Source organism: Streptomyces iranensis, assembly GCF_017874715.1.
Classification (GTDB): Bacteria; Actinomycetota; Actinomycetes; order Streptomycetales; family Streptomycetaceae; genus Streptomyces; species Streptomyces iranensis.
Map to the genome: position 1 here is coordinate 16,937 of NZ_JAGGLR010000020.1, position 15,680 is coordinate 32,616.

A 15,680-nucleotide genomic window follows, 5' to 3' on the forward strand; every position below is an offset into this window, starting at 1 on the left:
CGGTAACTTCCGGGGACGGGGGCGCGCAAGTCACGAGAGCTCCTCGTCGAGGAAGTCGAAGATCTCGTCGTCGGTCGCCGACTCGAACCGGTCGGCGGCGGCGACCCCACCGTTCGCCGTCTCTGTCTGCTCCCCCGCGGTCAGCTTCGCCAGGACCTGCTGCAGGCGCGAGGTGAGGCGCTCCCTGGCGGCCTCGTCCGCCACCACCTGGGCGAAGGAGCTCTCCAGCTTCTCCAGCTCCGACAGGACCGGCAGCACCACCGACGCGTCCGGCTCCTCACCGGCGAGCTCATCGGCCAGATACCCGGCCAGCGCCCTGGACGTGGTGTAGTCGAACAGCAGGGTGGCGGGCAGCCGGAGGCCGGTCACCGTGCCCAGCTGGTTGCGCAGTCCGACCGCGGTCAGCGAGTCGAAGCCGAGCTCCAGGAAGCCACGGTCGGGGGCGATCATCCGCGCGTTGTCGTGGCCCAGTGCCATGGCCGCGTGCTCGGTCACCAGCTCCAGGAGCGCCTGCCGCCGGGCCGCCGGGTTCATCGAGCCGATACGGCGACGGAGGTCGGCGGAGTTGGCTCCGGAGCCGCCCGTGGACGTCCTCGCGGGGCCGCGCCGGGCCGTGGTGCGGATGATGCCCCGCAGCAGCGCCGGGATCGGCCCGTCCTGGGCTCGCCACGCCGAGGCGTTGAGCCGTGCCGGGACGAGGGTGGCCGCGTCGATGCCGCACGCGGTGTCGAACAGGGCCAGCGCCTCATCGGAGGCCATCGGGGTCACGCCCTCGCGGGCGAGGCGCCGCATATGGGCCTCGTCCAGCTTGCCGGTCATGCCGCTGCGCTCCTCCCACAGGCCCCAGGCGAGAGACTGGGCGGGAAGGCCCTCGGCCCGGCGCCGCCGCGCGAACGCGTCCAGGAAGGCGTTGGCGGCCGCGTAGTTGGCCTGGCCGGTGCCGCCGAGGGTCCCGGAGAGCGAGGAGAAGAGCACGAACGCGGACAGGTCGCGACCGGCGGTCAGCTCGTGCAGGTTGAGCACCGCGTCGACCTTGGGCCGCAGCACACGGTCGACCCGCTCGGGGGTGAGTGCCTCGACGACGCCGTCGTCCAGCACGCCGGCGGTGTGGACCACGGCGGTGAGCGGGTGCTCGTCCGGCAGGGCGGCCAGGAGCGCGGCGAGGGCGTCGCGGTCGGCGGTGTCGCAGGCGGCGACCGTGGCGTCGGCGCCGAGGTCCGCCAGCTCCGTGCGCAGTTCGGCCGCGCCGTCCGCGGCGAGGCCACGGCGGCTGACCAGCACGAGGTGGCGGACGCCGTGCTCGGCGACGAGGTGCCGGGCGACCAGGCCACCGAGGCCGGACGCCGCTCCGGTGACCAGGACGGTGCCCCGCGGGTCCCAGGTGGTGCCGCTGGTGGCGGTGGTCTCCTCGGTCGCCCCGCCACGAGCCGGGACCCGCGCCAGCCGACCGGCCAGTAGCTCGCCGTCGCGGACCACGATCTGCGGTTCGTCGGCGGTGAGTGCCACCGGGAGGATCCGGCGCGAGCCGTCCTGGTCGTCCAGGTCGGCCAGGACGAACCGGCCGGGGTTCTCGGACTGGGCCGAGCGCACCAGGCCCCAGACGGCCGCGGCGGCGGGGTCGGCCACGTCGGTGTCGTCGCCCGCGGCGATGGCTCCCCGGGTGAGGAACACCAGCCGGGAGGCGCCGAAGCGTTCGTCGGCCAGCCAGCTCTTCAGCAGGTCGAGGGCGCGGTGTCCGGCCTCCCGCACCGCGGCCGCCAGTTCCTGCGTCCGGCGGGTACGGGACACGTGCGTTGCCAGGACGACGTCAGGCGCGGCGGCGCCCGTGTCGATGGCCGCGGCCAGGGCCGCGAGGTCCGGATAGGTGTCCAGGGTGACGTCGGCCGATCCGAGGACGCCCGCCATCTCGGCCTGGTCGGGTCCGACGAGCGCCCAGCGCCCGGCCGTACCCGTCTCCGGGGCGCGGGAGGTGTCCGGGGCGGTGGGCACCCACTCGACCTGGTACAGCGACTCGTACGGCTGAGCGGAGTTCACCTGCTCCGGGGCCACGGGCCGCAGGACGAGGGAGTCCACCGAGGCGACGAGCGCACCGGAGGCGTCGGTGGCGTGCAGGGAGACCGTGTCATCGCCGACGCTGCCGAGCCGTACGCGCAGCGCGGACGTGCCGGCGGTGTGGAGGGTCACCCCGTTCCAGGAGAACGGAAGGGTGCTGCCGTCGGTGCCGGACGGCTTGAACGCCACGGTGTGCAGCGAGGCGTCGAGCAGCGCCGGGTGGAGGCCGTACCGCGCGGCATCGGCTTCCTGCGCCTCGGGCAGGTCGACCTCGGCGAAGATCTCGTCGCCACGGCGCCAGGCGGCTCGCAGCCCCTGGAACGCCGGGCCGTAGGCGAAGCCGACGTCGATGAACCGGTCGTAGAGGTCGGCCACCTCGATCGGCTTCGCGTCCGCGGGCGGCCACACGGCGAAGTCGGCGGCCACGGACTCCGGCGCCGTGGTGGCCGGGTCGCTGGTGAGCAGGCCGGTCGTGTGACGGGTCCAGGGGTCGTCCGGCTGGGCGTCCTCGGACCTGGAGTACAGGTTGAGCGAACGGGCTCCCGACTCGTCCGGCTCGCCCACGGTGAGCTGGATCTGGACGGCGCCCCGTGCGGGCAGGACCAGCGGCATCTCGATGGTCAGCTCGTCCACCCGCTCGTAGCCCACCTGCTCCGCCGCGCGCAGGGCCAGTTCCACGAAGGCCGTGCCGGGGAAGAGGACGGTGTCCGCGAAGGCGTGGTCGGCCAGCCACGGCTGGGAGGAGACGGACAGCCGGCCGGTGAACAGGTAGGAGTCGGTGTCGGCCAGGGCGACGGCGGCGCCGAGGAGCGGGTGGTCGGGCGAGTTCAGCCCCGCCGAGGTCACATCTCCACTGGCGGCCAGCGCCGATTCGAGCCAGTAGCGCTGCCGCTGGAAGGCGTAGGTGGGCAGCTCCACCGGCCGGGCGCCACGCCCGGTGAACACCGCGTCCCACGCCACCGTGATGCCGTGGACATGGAGTTCGGCCAGCGCCGTCGTCAGCGCCTGGACCTCCGGGCGGTCCTTGCGCAGAACGGGGACGAGGGCGGGGGCGGCCACGCCATCGGACTCGTCGGCCGTCAGGCAGTCCTGAGCCATCGCGGTGAGCACACCGTCCGGGCCCACCTCCACGAACGACGTAACGCCCAGCTTCTCCAGGGCCCGTACTCCGTCCGCGAACCGTACGGCCTCCCGCACATGGCGCACCCAGTACTCGGGCGAGCACACCTCGTCCGTGTCCGCCGACTCACCCGTGACGTTGGAGACGAGGGAGATGGCCGGCGGGGCGAACGACAGGCCCTCGACGACCTTCCGGAAGTCTCCGAGCACACCGTCCATGCGCGGGGAGTGGAAGGCGTGGCTGACGCGCAGGCGGCGCGTCTTGCGGCCCTCGCGCTCCCACCGCCCGGCGATGTCCAGCACGGCGGCCTCGTCGCCCGCGATGACCACGGCGGTCGGGCCGTTGATCGCCGCGATGCTCACCTCGGCCTCACGCCCGGCCAGCGACGCGGCGATCTCCTCCTCGGGCGCCTGGACGGCCACCATCGCGCCGCCCTCGGGCAGCGCCTGCATCAGCCGGCCACGGGCCGCCACCAGCGCGCACGCGTCCTCCAGGGTGAAAACGCCCGCCACATACGCGGCGGCGACCTCGCCGATGGAATGGCCGATCAGCACATCCGGGGTGACACCCCAGTGCTCCAGCAGCCGGAACAGCGCCACTTCGATGGCGAAGAGAGCGGGCTGGGTGAACGCCGTCTGATCGAGCAGCTCGGCCTCCGCGCTGCCCGCAGCCGCGAAGATCACCTCGGTCAGCGGACGGTCGAGCAGCACATCGAGATACGCGCACACCTCGTCCAGCGCCTGGGCGAACACCGGGAAGGCGTCGTACAGCTCCCGGCCCATGCCGAGGCGCTGCGCGCCCTGGCCCGAGAACAGGAACGCCGTCTTGTGCTCGGCCCGCGCCACGCCCTGGATCAGCGTGGCCGCGTTCCCGCCCTCCGCGAGCGCGTCGAGTCCGGACAGGAACTGCGCCGGCTCCTCGGCGACCACAACGGCCCGGTAGGGCAGGGCGGAACGGGTCGTCGCCAGCGAATAGCCGATGTCGGTGACGTCACCGGCGTGCGCGGTACGGACACTGTCGAATTCGCGCAGTCGCCCGGCCTGGGCGCTCAGCGCGTCGGCGCTGCCGCCGGAGAGCAACCAGGGCACCACCGCGATGGGGGCCGACGAGCCGTTGACCTCGCCGCCCGTCTCCGGCGACGGCGTCAGCGACGGCGACGGCGACGGCGACTCGACGGGGTCGGCCGCCTCGATGATGGTGTGCGCGTTGGTACCGCTGATCCCGAAGGACGACACGGCCGCCCGGCGCGGGTGGTCCGTCTCCGGCCACGGGGTCGGCTCGTGCAGCAGGGACACGGCGCCGCTGGTCCAGTCGATATGCGGTGAGGGCTCGTCCGCGTGGAGCGTCTTCGGCAGCACGCCCTCACGCATGGCCATCACCATCTTGATGACACCGGCCACACCGGCGGCCGCCTGCGAGTGGCCGATGTTGGACTTGATGGAGCCCAGCCACAGCGGCTGATCCTCCGGCCGCCCCTGACCGTACGTGGCCAGCAGCGCCTGCGCCTCAATCGGGTCACCGAGCGAGGTACCCGTGCCATGGGCTTCGACCGCGTCCACATCGGCGGCCGACAGACCCGCGTTTTCGAGGGCCTTGCCGATCACGCGCTGCTGCGACGGGCCGTTGGGCGCCGTCAGACCGTTGGACGCACCGTCCTGGTTGATCGCCGAACCCCGGACGACGGCCAGCACCTTGTGGCCCTTGCGCCGGGCGTCCGACAGCCGCTCCACCAGCAACAGGCCCACACCCTCTGACCAGCCCGTGCCATCGGCCTCGGCGGAGAACGCCTTGCAGCGTCCGTCCGGCGAGAGCACGCGCTGGGCGCTGAACTCGACGAACGTGCCCGGCGTGGCCATGATCGTCACACCGCCGGCCAGCGCCATGTCGCACTCGCCCTGGCGCAGCGACTGCGCGGCCAGGTGCAGGGCGACCAGCGACGACGAGCACGCGGTGTCCACCGTCACCGCCGGGCCCTCGAAGCCGAAGGTGTACGAGAGGCGGCCGGAGGCCACGCTCGACGCGCTGCCGAGTCCGAGATAGCCCTGCACACCGTCCGGCGCGCTGACGGCCCGCCCGCTGTAGTCCTGGTAGTTCGAGCCGATGAAGACACCCGCCTGGCTGCCGCGCAGCGCCGCCGGGTCGATACCGGCACGCTCGAACGCCTCCCAGGACGTCTCCAGCAGCAGCCGCTGCTGGGGGTCCATGGCCAGGGCCTCACGCCGCGAGATGCCGAAGAAGTCCGGGTCGAAGTCGGAGACGTTGTCCAGGAATCCGCCGGTGCGGGCGTAGGTCTTGCCCGGCTTGTCCGGGTCGGGGTCGTACAGCCCGTCGAGGTCCCAGCCACGGTCGTCGGGGAAGCCGGAGATCGTGTCGACTCCGGCGTTAACCACGTCCCACAGCTGCTCGGGAGTCCGCACACCGCCCGGGAACCGGCAGCTCATCGCCACGATCGCGATGGGCTCGTCGAACGAGTCCGAGCGGGTGGGCGTGGTCTCGGCGACCCCGCCTTCCTCGGTGCCGAACATCTCGCCGTGCAGGAACCGCGCCAGCACCGTGGGCGTGGGGTAGTCGAAGACCAGGCTGACCGGCAGCCGCAGCCCGGTCGCCGCACCGATCCGATTACGCAGCTCAACGGCGGTCAGCGAGTCGAAGCCGAGGTCCCGGAAGGCACGGTCCGAGGCGACCGCGTCCGCGCTGTCGTGCGCGAGGACGTCGGCGGCCTGGGCACGCACCAGATCCCGCAGCGCCGCTTCGCGCTTCTCCCGGGGCATGGCTTCCAGCCGGTCGTGCAGTTCCGCCCGTCCGGGGTCGGCGCTGCCCGTCGTGGACTGCTTCTCCGCGGTGGCGCTCCGCGCGTTCCGCACCTCGCGGAAGAGGGGGGTGTCGACGGCGTCCGCCTCGAAGCGTGTCCAGTCGATGTCCGCGACCGCGAGGAATGTCTCGTCGAGGTCCAACGCCTGCTGGAGCGCCGAAATCGCCAGCTCGGGGGACATGGCCAGCATCCCCGATCGGGTCATCTGCTCGCCGACCTCGCCCGTCACCAGGCCGCCTCCGGCCCAGGCGCCCCAGGCGACGGAGGTCGCCGGCAGGCCGTCCGCGCGCCGCTGCGACGCCAGCGCGTCGAGGTAGGCGTTGCCCGCCGCGTAGCTGCCCTGACCCGGGCCACCCAAAGTGCCCGCTGCCGAGGAGAACAGTACGAACGCCGACAGGTCCATTCCGGCGGTCAGCTCATGCAGATTGCGGGCCGCGTCCACCTTCGGGCGCAGCACCCCGGCCGCGCGGCGCACCGTCAGCGCGTCCACCACACCGTCGTCCAGCACACCGGCGGTGTGCACCACGGCGGTCAGCGGGAACTCCCGCGGGATTCCATTCAGCACCGCGGCCAGCGCATCCCGGTCGGCCGCGTCACACGCCGCCACCGTCACCCGGGCCCCGAGGTCTTCCAGCTCCGCCTTCAACTCGGCGGCGCCCTCGGCCTCCATGCCACGACGGCTCGTCAATACCAGATGCCCGGCACCCGTACGCGCCAGCCACCGGGCCACATGGCCACCGAGCGCACCCGTACCACCGGTCACCAGCACCGAACCACTCGCACGCCACCCATCGGCGTCCGTGGCCTCCGGCGCCGAGGCCCGCACCAGCCGCTTCGCGAACACACCCGAGCCACGCACCGCGACCTGGTCCTCGGGCTCCGCACCGGCCAGCAGTCCGGCCAGGCGGGCCATCGCACGGCCGTCCATCGTCTCGGGCAGGTCCACGACGCCGCCCCAGCGCTGGGGGTATTCGGCCCCCACGATGCGGCCCAGGCCCCACACCATCGTCTGCACCGGGCTCACCAGCCGGTCGGAGCGACCCACCGACACCGCGCCCCGAGTGCCGCACCACAGCGGAGCCACCACACCCGCGTCGCCCAGCCCCTGGACCAGGCCCACCGTCACCGCCAGCCCGGCCGGGACGACCTCGAAGGACTCATGCGCCGACTCGTCCAGCCCCAGCAGCGAGAACACACCCGCCACGTCCGAGGGCTCCATCGCCACGCCGTCCAGCGCCACGCGTAGCCGCTCCGTGATCGCCTCACGGCCATCCGCCGCTCCGACGACCACGCGAACCACATGCGCACCGCGCCCGGCCAGGCCATCCAGCACGGCGGCGACCAGAACATCGCCATCACAGGCTTCCGGAACGGCCACGAGCCAGGTGCCCGAGAGCGTCGTCTCGGAAGCGGACGCCAGGGGCTTCCAGACCGCCTTGTAACGCCAGCCGTCCACCGTGTTCTGCTCACGCCGCTGACGACGCCAGGACGAGAGGGCCGGGAGCAACGCCGTCAGCGACGACTGCTGCGCCTCGTCCTCCACCTCCAACGTCCGCGCCAGCGCCTCCAAGTCCTCGCGCTCCACGGCCTCCCAGAACCGGGCGTCCACCGCGTCCGCACTCAAGCCGTCACCGGAGGCCGCCGCCTCGGCGGCCGAGAGGGCGTCCAGCCAGTACCGCTGCCGCTGGAAGGCGTACGTCGGCAGGTCGACCCGGTGGGCCCCGTTTCCGGCGAACACCTTCCGCCACTCGACGTCGGCCCCGTTGACATGAAGCTCGGCGGCAGAGGTCAGGAACCGCACCAGGCCACCTTCGTCGCGGCGCAGCGTGCCGATGACCACGGCCTGGGCCTCAACGGCCTCCACGGTCTGCTGAACGGGGAGAGTGAGCACGGGGTGCGGGCTCACCTCGATGAACACACCGTGACCGTTGTCGAGGAGAGTACGGGTGGTGGCCTCCAGCTCGACCGTCTGCCGCAGATTGCGGTACCAGTACTCGGCGTCCAGACCGGCGGTGTCCACCAGCTCGCCGGACACCGTCGAGTAGAACGGCACCTCCGGCACCCGCGGCTCCAGGTCCCCCAGAACCTCCAGCAACTCCGCCCGAATCGCCTCCACATGCGCCGAGTGCGAGGCGTAGTCCACCGGAACCCGACGGACCCGGATCTCCTCGCCCTCCAACCGCGCGACCATCTCATCCAGCGCGCCCGGGTCACCCGAGACCACGACCGAGCCGGGCCCGTTGACCGCCGCGACGGATATTCCACCGTCCCAGACGGCGATCCGCTCCCTGGCCTGGTCGACCGACAGCCCGACGGACACCATGCCACCACGACCGGCAAGACCCGCCGCGATCGCCTGCGAGCGCAACGCCACCACCTTCGCGGCGTCCTGCAGCGAGAGCGCACCCGCCACACACGCCGCGGCAATCTCACCCTGGCTGTGCCCCATCACCGCATCCGGCTCCACACCCACCGAACGCCACAACTTCGCCAGCGACACCATCACCGCGAACAACACCGGCTGAACGACATCCACCCGGTCGAAGCCCGGAGCGCCCTCCGCGCCACGCAGCACATCCGTCAACGACCAGTCCACGTACGCCGACAGAGCCGACTCACACTCACCGATCGCCTCAGCGAACACCGGCGAGGACTCCAACAGCCCCACACCCATACCGACCCACTGCGCCCCCTGCCCGGGGAAGACGAACACCGAACGGCCACGGACATCCGCCACACCGCGCGTCACACCCGAGGCACCCTCATCCCCGGCCAACGCGCCCAACCGCGCTAGCAGTTCCTCACGATCGGCGCCCGTCACCACCCCACGGTGCTCGAACACCGACCGCGACGTCGCCAGCGAGAACGCCACATCGGCGGCGCTCAGCTCCACCCGCTCGGCCACGAACTCCCGCAGCTGCTCGGCCTGCGCCCGCAGCCCCTCCGGGGTACGGCCGGACAGCAGCCACGCCACCGGACCATCGGCAACCTCGGCCTCGGCCACCTCGGCCGCCTCGACCTCCGGAGCCTGCTCCAGGACGGCGTGCGCGTTCGTCCCGCTCACACCGAAGGACGACACGCCGGCGCGGCGCGGGTGTCCGGTCTCCGGCCAGGCCGTGGCCTCGGTGAGCAGTTCGATGTCGCCCGCAGTCCAGTCCACGTGCTGTGACGGCTCATCGATGTGCAGCGTCTGCGGCAGCACACCGTGACGCATCGCCATCACCATCTTGATGACACCGGCCACACCGGCCGCCGCCTGCGAGTGGCCGATGTTGGACTTGATGGAGCCCAGCCACAGCGGCTGATCCTCCGGCCGCCCCTGACCGTAGGTGGCCAGCAGCGCCTGCGCCTCGATCGGGTCACCCAGCGACGTACCCGTACCGTGCGCCTCCACCGCGTCGACCTCGGCGCCCGACAGGCGGGCGGTCTCGAGCGCTGCGCGGATCACCCGCTGTTGCGACGGGCCGTTCGGGGCGGTCAGGCCGTTGGACGCGCCGTCCTGGTTGACCGCCGAACCCCGGACGACGGCCAGCACCTCATGGCCTTTGCGCCGGGCGTCGGACAGCCGCTCCACGAGCAGCAGCCCGACGCCTTCGGCGAATCCGAATCCGTCGGCGCGATTGCTGAACGCCTTGCACTTGCCGTCCGCAGACAGCGCCCGCTGACGGCTGAAGTCCACCAGCCCGGCCTGTGTCGACATCACCGTCGCGCCACCGGCCAGCGCCATGTCGCACTCGCCCTGGCGCAGCGCCTGGACCGCCAGGTGCAGCGCGACCAGCGACGACGAGCACGCGGTGTCGACCGTCACGGCGGGACCCTCAAGGCCCAGGGTGTAGGAGATCCGGCCGGAGGCCACGCTGCCCGCGCTGCCGGTGCCGAGGTATCCCTCGAAGCCCTCGGGAGCGTTCCCTTGCAGACGGGTGCCGTAGTCGTTGTACACGACGCCGACGAAGACACCGGTCCGGCTTCCCTTCGCCGTCTCGGGGTCGATACCGGCCCGCTCGAACGCCTCCCACGACGTCTCCAGCAGCAGCCGCTGCTGCGGGTCCATCGACAGCGCCTCACGCGGCGAGATCCCGAAGAACGCCGGGTCGAACTGGTCCGCCTCGTAGAGGAAGCCACCGTTGCGGGCGTAGTACGTGCCCTCGCGCGCGGGGTCCGGGTCGTACGTCGACTCGAGGTCCCAGCCACGGTTGGACGGGAGCGACGACGTGGCATCGGTGCCCGCCATCACCAGCTGCCACAGCTCCTCGGGCGTCCGCACATCACCGGGGAAGCGGCAGCTCATGGCGACGATCGCGATCGGGTCGTCGTCCGTGCGCGCCGGGGCGCCGGAGGATCCGCCCGCCGTCGGTGCCGCGATGGCCGTGTCCTGCGCCCCGAGGATCTCCGAGCGCAGATAGCCCGCCAGTACGGTCGGGTTCGGGTAGTCGAAGACGAGCGTGGCCGGGAGGCGCAGACCCGTTTCCGCGCTCAGACGGTTCCGCAGTTCCACGGCGGTGAGCGAGTCGAAGCCCAGCTCCTTGAAGGGCCGCCCGACCTCCACTGTGTCCGACTTGCTGTGTCCCAAGGCCGCGGCCACCTGGATGCGGATCAGCTCTTCGAGCAGGAACTGCTCCTGGTCCGCCTCGGACATGCTGAGCAGTCGCCGCCGCAGCCGGGCGGCGACGTCGTCGCCGTCCGCGTCTCCGGCGCCCGCGACACGCCGGACCGTCATCCCCGGTACGACGTTGCGGAAGAGGGCGGGGAGTTCGGCGCCCTGCGCACGCAGCGCCGGGATGTCCAGCCGGAAGAGAACGGGGACCACCGCGTCCGAGACCAGAGCGGCGTCCAACAGCTCAAGCCCCTCGTCCGTGGCCAGTGGCAGCACGCCCGAGCGGGATATTCGCTGGATGTCGTCCTCGCCGAGGTGTCCGGTCATGCCGCTGGCCTCGGCCCACAGACCCCACGCCATCGACACACCCGACAACCCTTGAGCCCGACGCCACGACGCCAGACCATCCAGGAACACATTCGCCGCCGCATAGTTGCTCTGCCCCGCACCACCCAACACACCAGCGGCCGACGAGAACAGCACGAACGCCGACAGGTCCAGCCCGGCAGTGAGCTCGTGCAGATTCCATGCCGCGTCCACCTTCGCCCGCAGCACCGGCTCAACCCGCTCACGCGTCAACGACGTCAACAACCCGTCATCGAGCACACCCGCCGCATGCACCACACCGCTCAGGGCGAAGTTGTCCGGCAACCCCGACAGCACCCCGGCCAGAGCCTCACGATCGGCAGCGTCACACGCCTCGATCAACACCTCAGCGCCCGCCGCCTCCAGCTCAGCACGCAGCTCCGCAGCGCCCTCAGCCTCCGCACCACGACGGGAGAGCAGCACCAGCTTGTCCACACCGTGCCCGGCCACCAGGTGCCGGGCCACCAAACCACCCAACACACCCAACCCACCCGTCACCAACACCGCACCCGAGCCAAACCCACCCGGCTCCACCGTGCCCGGCGACGGCACCCGGCCCAGACGCGGCACCCGCACCGCACCCGACCGCACCACCACCTGCCCCTCACCCAGACCCAACACCCCAGGCAACACACCCTCGACACCATCCACGTCATCGGTGTCCACCAACACCAGACGCCCGGGATTCTCCGCCTGCGCGGACCGCACCAGACCCCACACCGCAGACCCCGCCATATCCGCCACACCATCACCCGCGTCAACAGCACCGCGAGTCACCACCACCAACCGCTCACCAGCACGACCCTCATCCGCCAACCACCCCTGCACCCGCTCCAAAACCTCAAACACACGCCCATACACCTCACCCACCACATCCACACCACCAGCCACCACCCGCATGACCTCAACCCCCGCCGCGACCTCACCACCCGCAACCACAACCCCCGGCGCATCCACCCACTCCACCCGGAACAACGCATCCCGCGCCACCCCACCCACCGCACTCAACTGATCCGCATCAACCGGCCGCAACACCAACGACTCAACCGACGCCACCCCACGCCCCGACTCATCCCCCACCCACACCGACACCGCATCCGACCCCACACCCACCGACGCCAACCGCACCCGCAACGCCGTCGCACCCACCGCATCCAACGCAAACCCACGCCACGAAAACGGCAGCAAACTCCCCGAACCACCCGCCAGACCCTCACTCACACCCATCGCATGCAACGCCGCATCAAACAACGCCGGATGCAAACCAAACTGCCCCGCCCGCTCCCACTCCTCCTCCGGAAGCCCAACCTCAGCGAACACCTCACCCCCACGCCGCCACGCACGCCGCAACCCCCGGAAAACAGGCCCATACTCCAACCCGTTCTCCGCAGCCCGCACATACTCACCCGACACATCAACAACTTCAGCCCCCACCGGAGGCCACACACCAAAGTCGAACTGAGCCTCGGAGACGGACACGGCCGAACCGAGCACACCATGGGCGTGCCGCACCCATGCCGCACCCTCACCGTCCGCTTCCTCCCGCGAGAACACACTCACCTCACGGAAGCCGGAGGCATCCGCCTCGCCCACCTCGACCTGAAGGTGCACCCCACCCTGCTCGGGCAGGATCAGCGGCGCCTCCAGGATCAGTTCCTCAACCCGGCCACAGCCGACCTGGTCCCCCGCCCGTACCACCAGCTCGACAAAGGCCGTCCCCGGCAGCAGCACGATCCCATGCACGGCGTGATCCGCCAGCCACCCATGCGTGGCCAACGACAGCCGCCCGCTCAGCAGCACCCCGCCACCGCTCGCCAACGACACCACGGCACCCAGCAACGGATGCCCCAGCGAGCCCAGCCCCACCGAACCCACATCGCCCACACCCGCGGGCGCGTCAAGCCAGAAGCGCTCGTGCTGGAAGGCGTACGTCGGCAACTCAACGCGGCGTGCGCCGTGGCCGACGAACACCTTCCGCCAGTCGACGCCGGCCCCGCTGACATGAAGCTCGGCGGCGGAGGTCAGGAACCGCTCAGGACCGCCCTCGTCGCGCCGCAGCGTCCCCACGATCACGGCCCGCTGCTCGGCGGCCTCCACGGTCTGCTGCACCGGCAGGGTCAACACCGGATGCGGGCTCACCTCGACAAACACGGTGTGGCCCTCGTCGAGCAGAGTGCGGGTGGTGGACTCCAGCTCAACCGTCTGCCGCAGGTTCCGATACCAGTACTCCGCGTCCAGCCCAGCCGTATCCACCAGCTCACCGGACACCGTCGAGTAGAACGGCACCTCCGACGAACGCGGCGCCAAGTCCGCCAGAACCCTCAGCAGCTCCTCGCGAATCCCCTCCACATGCGCCGAGTGCGACGCGTAATCCACCGGAACCCGGCGAACCCGCACCTCCTCACCCTCGAACTCCGCCACCATCTCGTCCAACGCATCCGGATCACCCGCCACCACGACAGAACCCGGACCATTCACCGCCGCCACCGAAATCGCCCCACCCCACCGGGCAAGACGCTCCTCCACCCGCACCACCGGCAACCCCACCGACACCATGCCGCCACGTCCGGCAAGACCCGCCGCGATCGCCTGCGACCGCAACGCCACCACCTTCGCGGCGTCCTGAAGTGAGAGCGCACCCGCGACACACGCCGCGGCGATCTCACCCTGACTGTGCCCCATCACCGCATCAGGCTCCACACCCACCGAACGCCACAACTTCGCCAGCGACACCATCACCGCGAAAAGAACAGGCTGCACCACGTCCACCCGGTCAAAACCGGGAGCACCCGCAACCCCACGCAACACATCAGTCAACGACCAGTCCACATACGCAGACAGAGCCGACTCACACTCACCAACCGCCTCAGCGAACACCGGCGAAGACTCCAGCAACCCCACCGCCATACCCACCCACTGCGCCCCCTGCCCCGGGAACACAAACACCGAACGACCAGGCGTTTCGGCGTCCTTCCCGCGCACCACACCGGGGAGCTCGGCGCCCTCGGCCACCGCCGCCAGGCGTTCGAGGAGTTCCTCACGGCTGGTTCCGGTCACCACGGCGCGCTGCTCGAACGCGTACCTGGTCGTGGCCAGCGAGAGCGCCACATCGGCGGCGCCCAGCTCCGCGCGCTCGGCCACGAACTCCCGCAGCCGCCCGGCCTGCTCCCGCAGCGCCGCGTCGGTCTTGCCCGAGACCACCCACGCCACCGGGCCCGCGATACCCGCGACGCCACCGTCAGCGGGCTCCTCGGCCTCAACCTCGGCCGTCCCGGCCTCCGGGGCCTGCTCCAGGATCACATGCGCGTTCGTCCCGCTCACACCGAACGAGGACACACCGACCCTGCGCGGCTCGCCCGTCTCCGGCCACGGCGTCGACTCGGTCAGCAGCTCGATCTCGCCCTCGGACCAGTCGACGTGGCTCGACGGGGCGTCGACGTGCAGCGTCTTCGGCAGCACGCCGTGCCGCATCGCCATGACCATCTTGATGACGCCGGCGACACCGGCAGCGGCCTGTGTGTGGCCGAGGTTCGACTTCAGCGAGCCCAGCCAGAGCGGCCGCCCCTCCGGCCGGTCCTGCCCGTACGTGGCCAGCAGCGCCTGGGCCTCGATCGGGTCGCCCAGCGTAGTACCCGTACCGTGTGCCTCGACCGCGTCGATCTGGCTGGGGGTCAGCTCACAGTTTTCCAAAGCCTGCCGGATGACGCGGCGCTGTGACGGGCCGTTGGGAGCCGTCAGACCGTTGCTCGCGCCGTCCTGGTTCACGGCGGAGCCGCGTACCACCGCCAGGATCTGGTGCCCGTTGCGCCGGGCGTCGGACAGCCGCTCCACCAGCAGCACACCGATGCCCTCGGACCAGGTGGTGCCGTCGGCTCCGTCGGCGAACGCCTTGCAGCGGCCGTCCGCGGCCAGTCCGCGCTGGCGGCTGAAGGTGACGAAGCCCTTGGGGCTCACCATGACCGTCGCACCGCCGACCAGCGCCATGGAGCACTCGCCCTGGCGCAGCGCCTGCGCGGCCAGGTGCAGTGCGACCAGCGCCGAGGAGCAGGCGGTGTCCACGGTCAGCGCGGGGCCTTCGAAGCCGAAGGTGTAGGAGACACGGCCCGAGGCGATGCTGGTGGTGGCGCCGTTGTGGAGGTACGGCTCGATCTCGTCCGGGATCTGCGCGGCCTCGGACGCGTAGGTGGTGTGCATGGCGCCGGTGAAGACGCCTGTCTGGCTGCCACGCAGCGACGCGGGGTCGATGCCCGCCCGCTCCATAACCTCCCACGACGTCTCCAGCAGTAGCCGCTGCTGCGGGTCCATGGCCAGGGCCTCGCGGGGCGAGATGCCGAAGAACCCGGAGTCGAATTGATCCGCGTCGTGGAGGAAGCCGCCTTCGCGAACGTAACTGGTACCCGGATGCTCCGGATCCGGATTGTAGATCCCCTCCACGTCCCAGCCGCGGTTTGTCGGGAAGGGCGAGATGGCGTCCGCTCCATCGGCGACCAGGCGCCACAGCGCCTCGGGGGAATTCACCCCACCCGGAAATCGGCAGGCCATACCGATGATGGCAATGGGTTCGGTTGCCGAGCTGATCAGCTGGCGGTTCTGACGCCGGAGCCGCTCGATTTCCTTGAACGACTTGCGCAGCGCTTCAACGGCTTTGTTCTGGTTGGATGCATCAGGCATCAGAAACTCCACACTTAACGCGTCGTTCGCTGGAAGAGCGCAACGGCCCTGAAAGTTATGAAAAC

The 15,680-nt window shown here is 71.1% G+C and carries 1 protein-coding gene; it reads right to left on the reverse strand.

Features of this window, described 5'->3' with window-relative positions; genetic code table 11:
• Positions 1 to 30: 30 nt before the first annotated feature.
• Entirely contained in the window at positions 31 to 15,615 is a 15,585-nt protein-coding gene (locus J2Z30_RS32505; RefSeq protein WP_209468935.1) for a type I polyketide synthase, read from the reverse strand.
• Between the last annotated feature and the right edge of the window lie 65 nt (positions 15,616 to 15,680).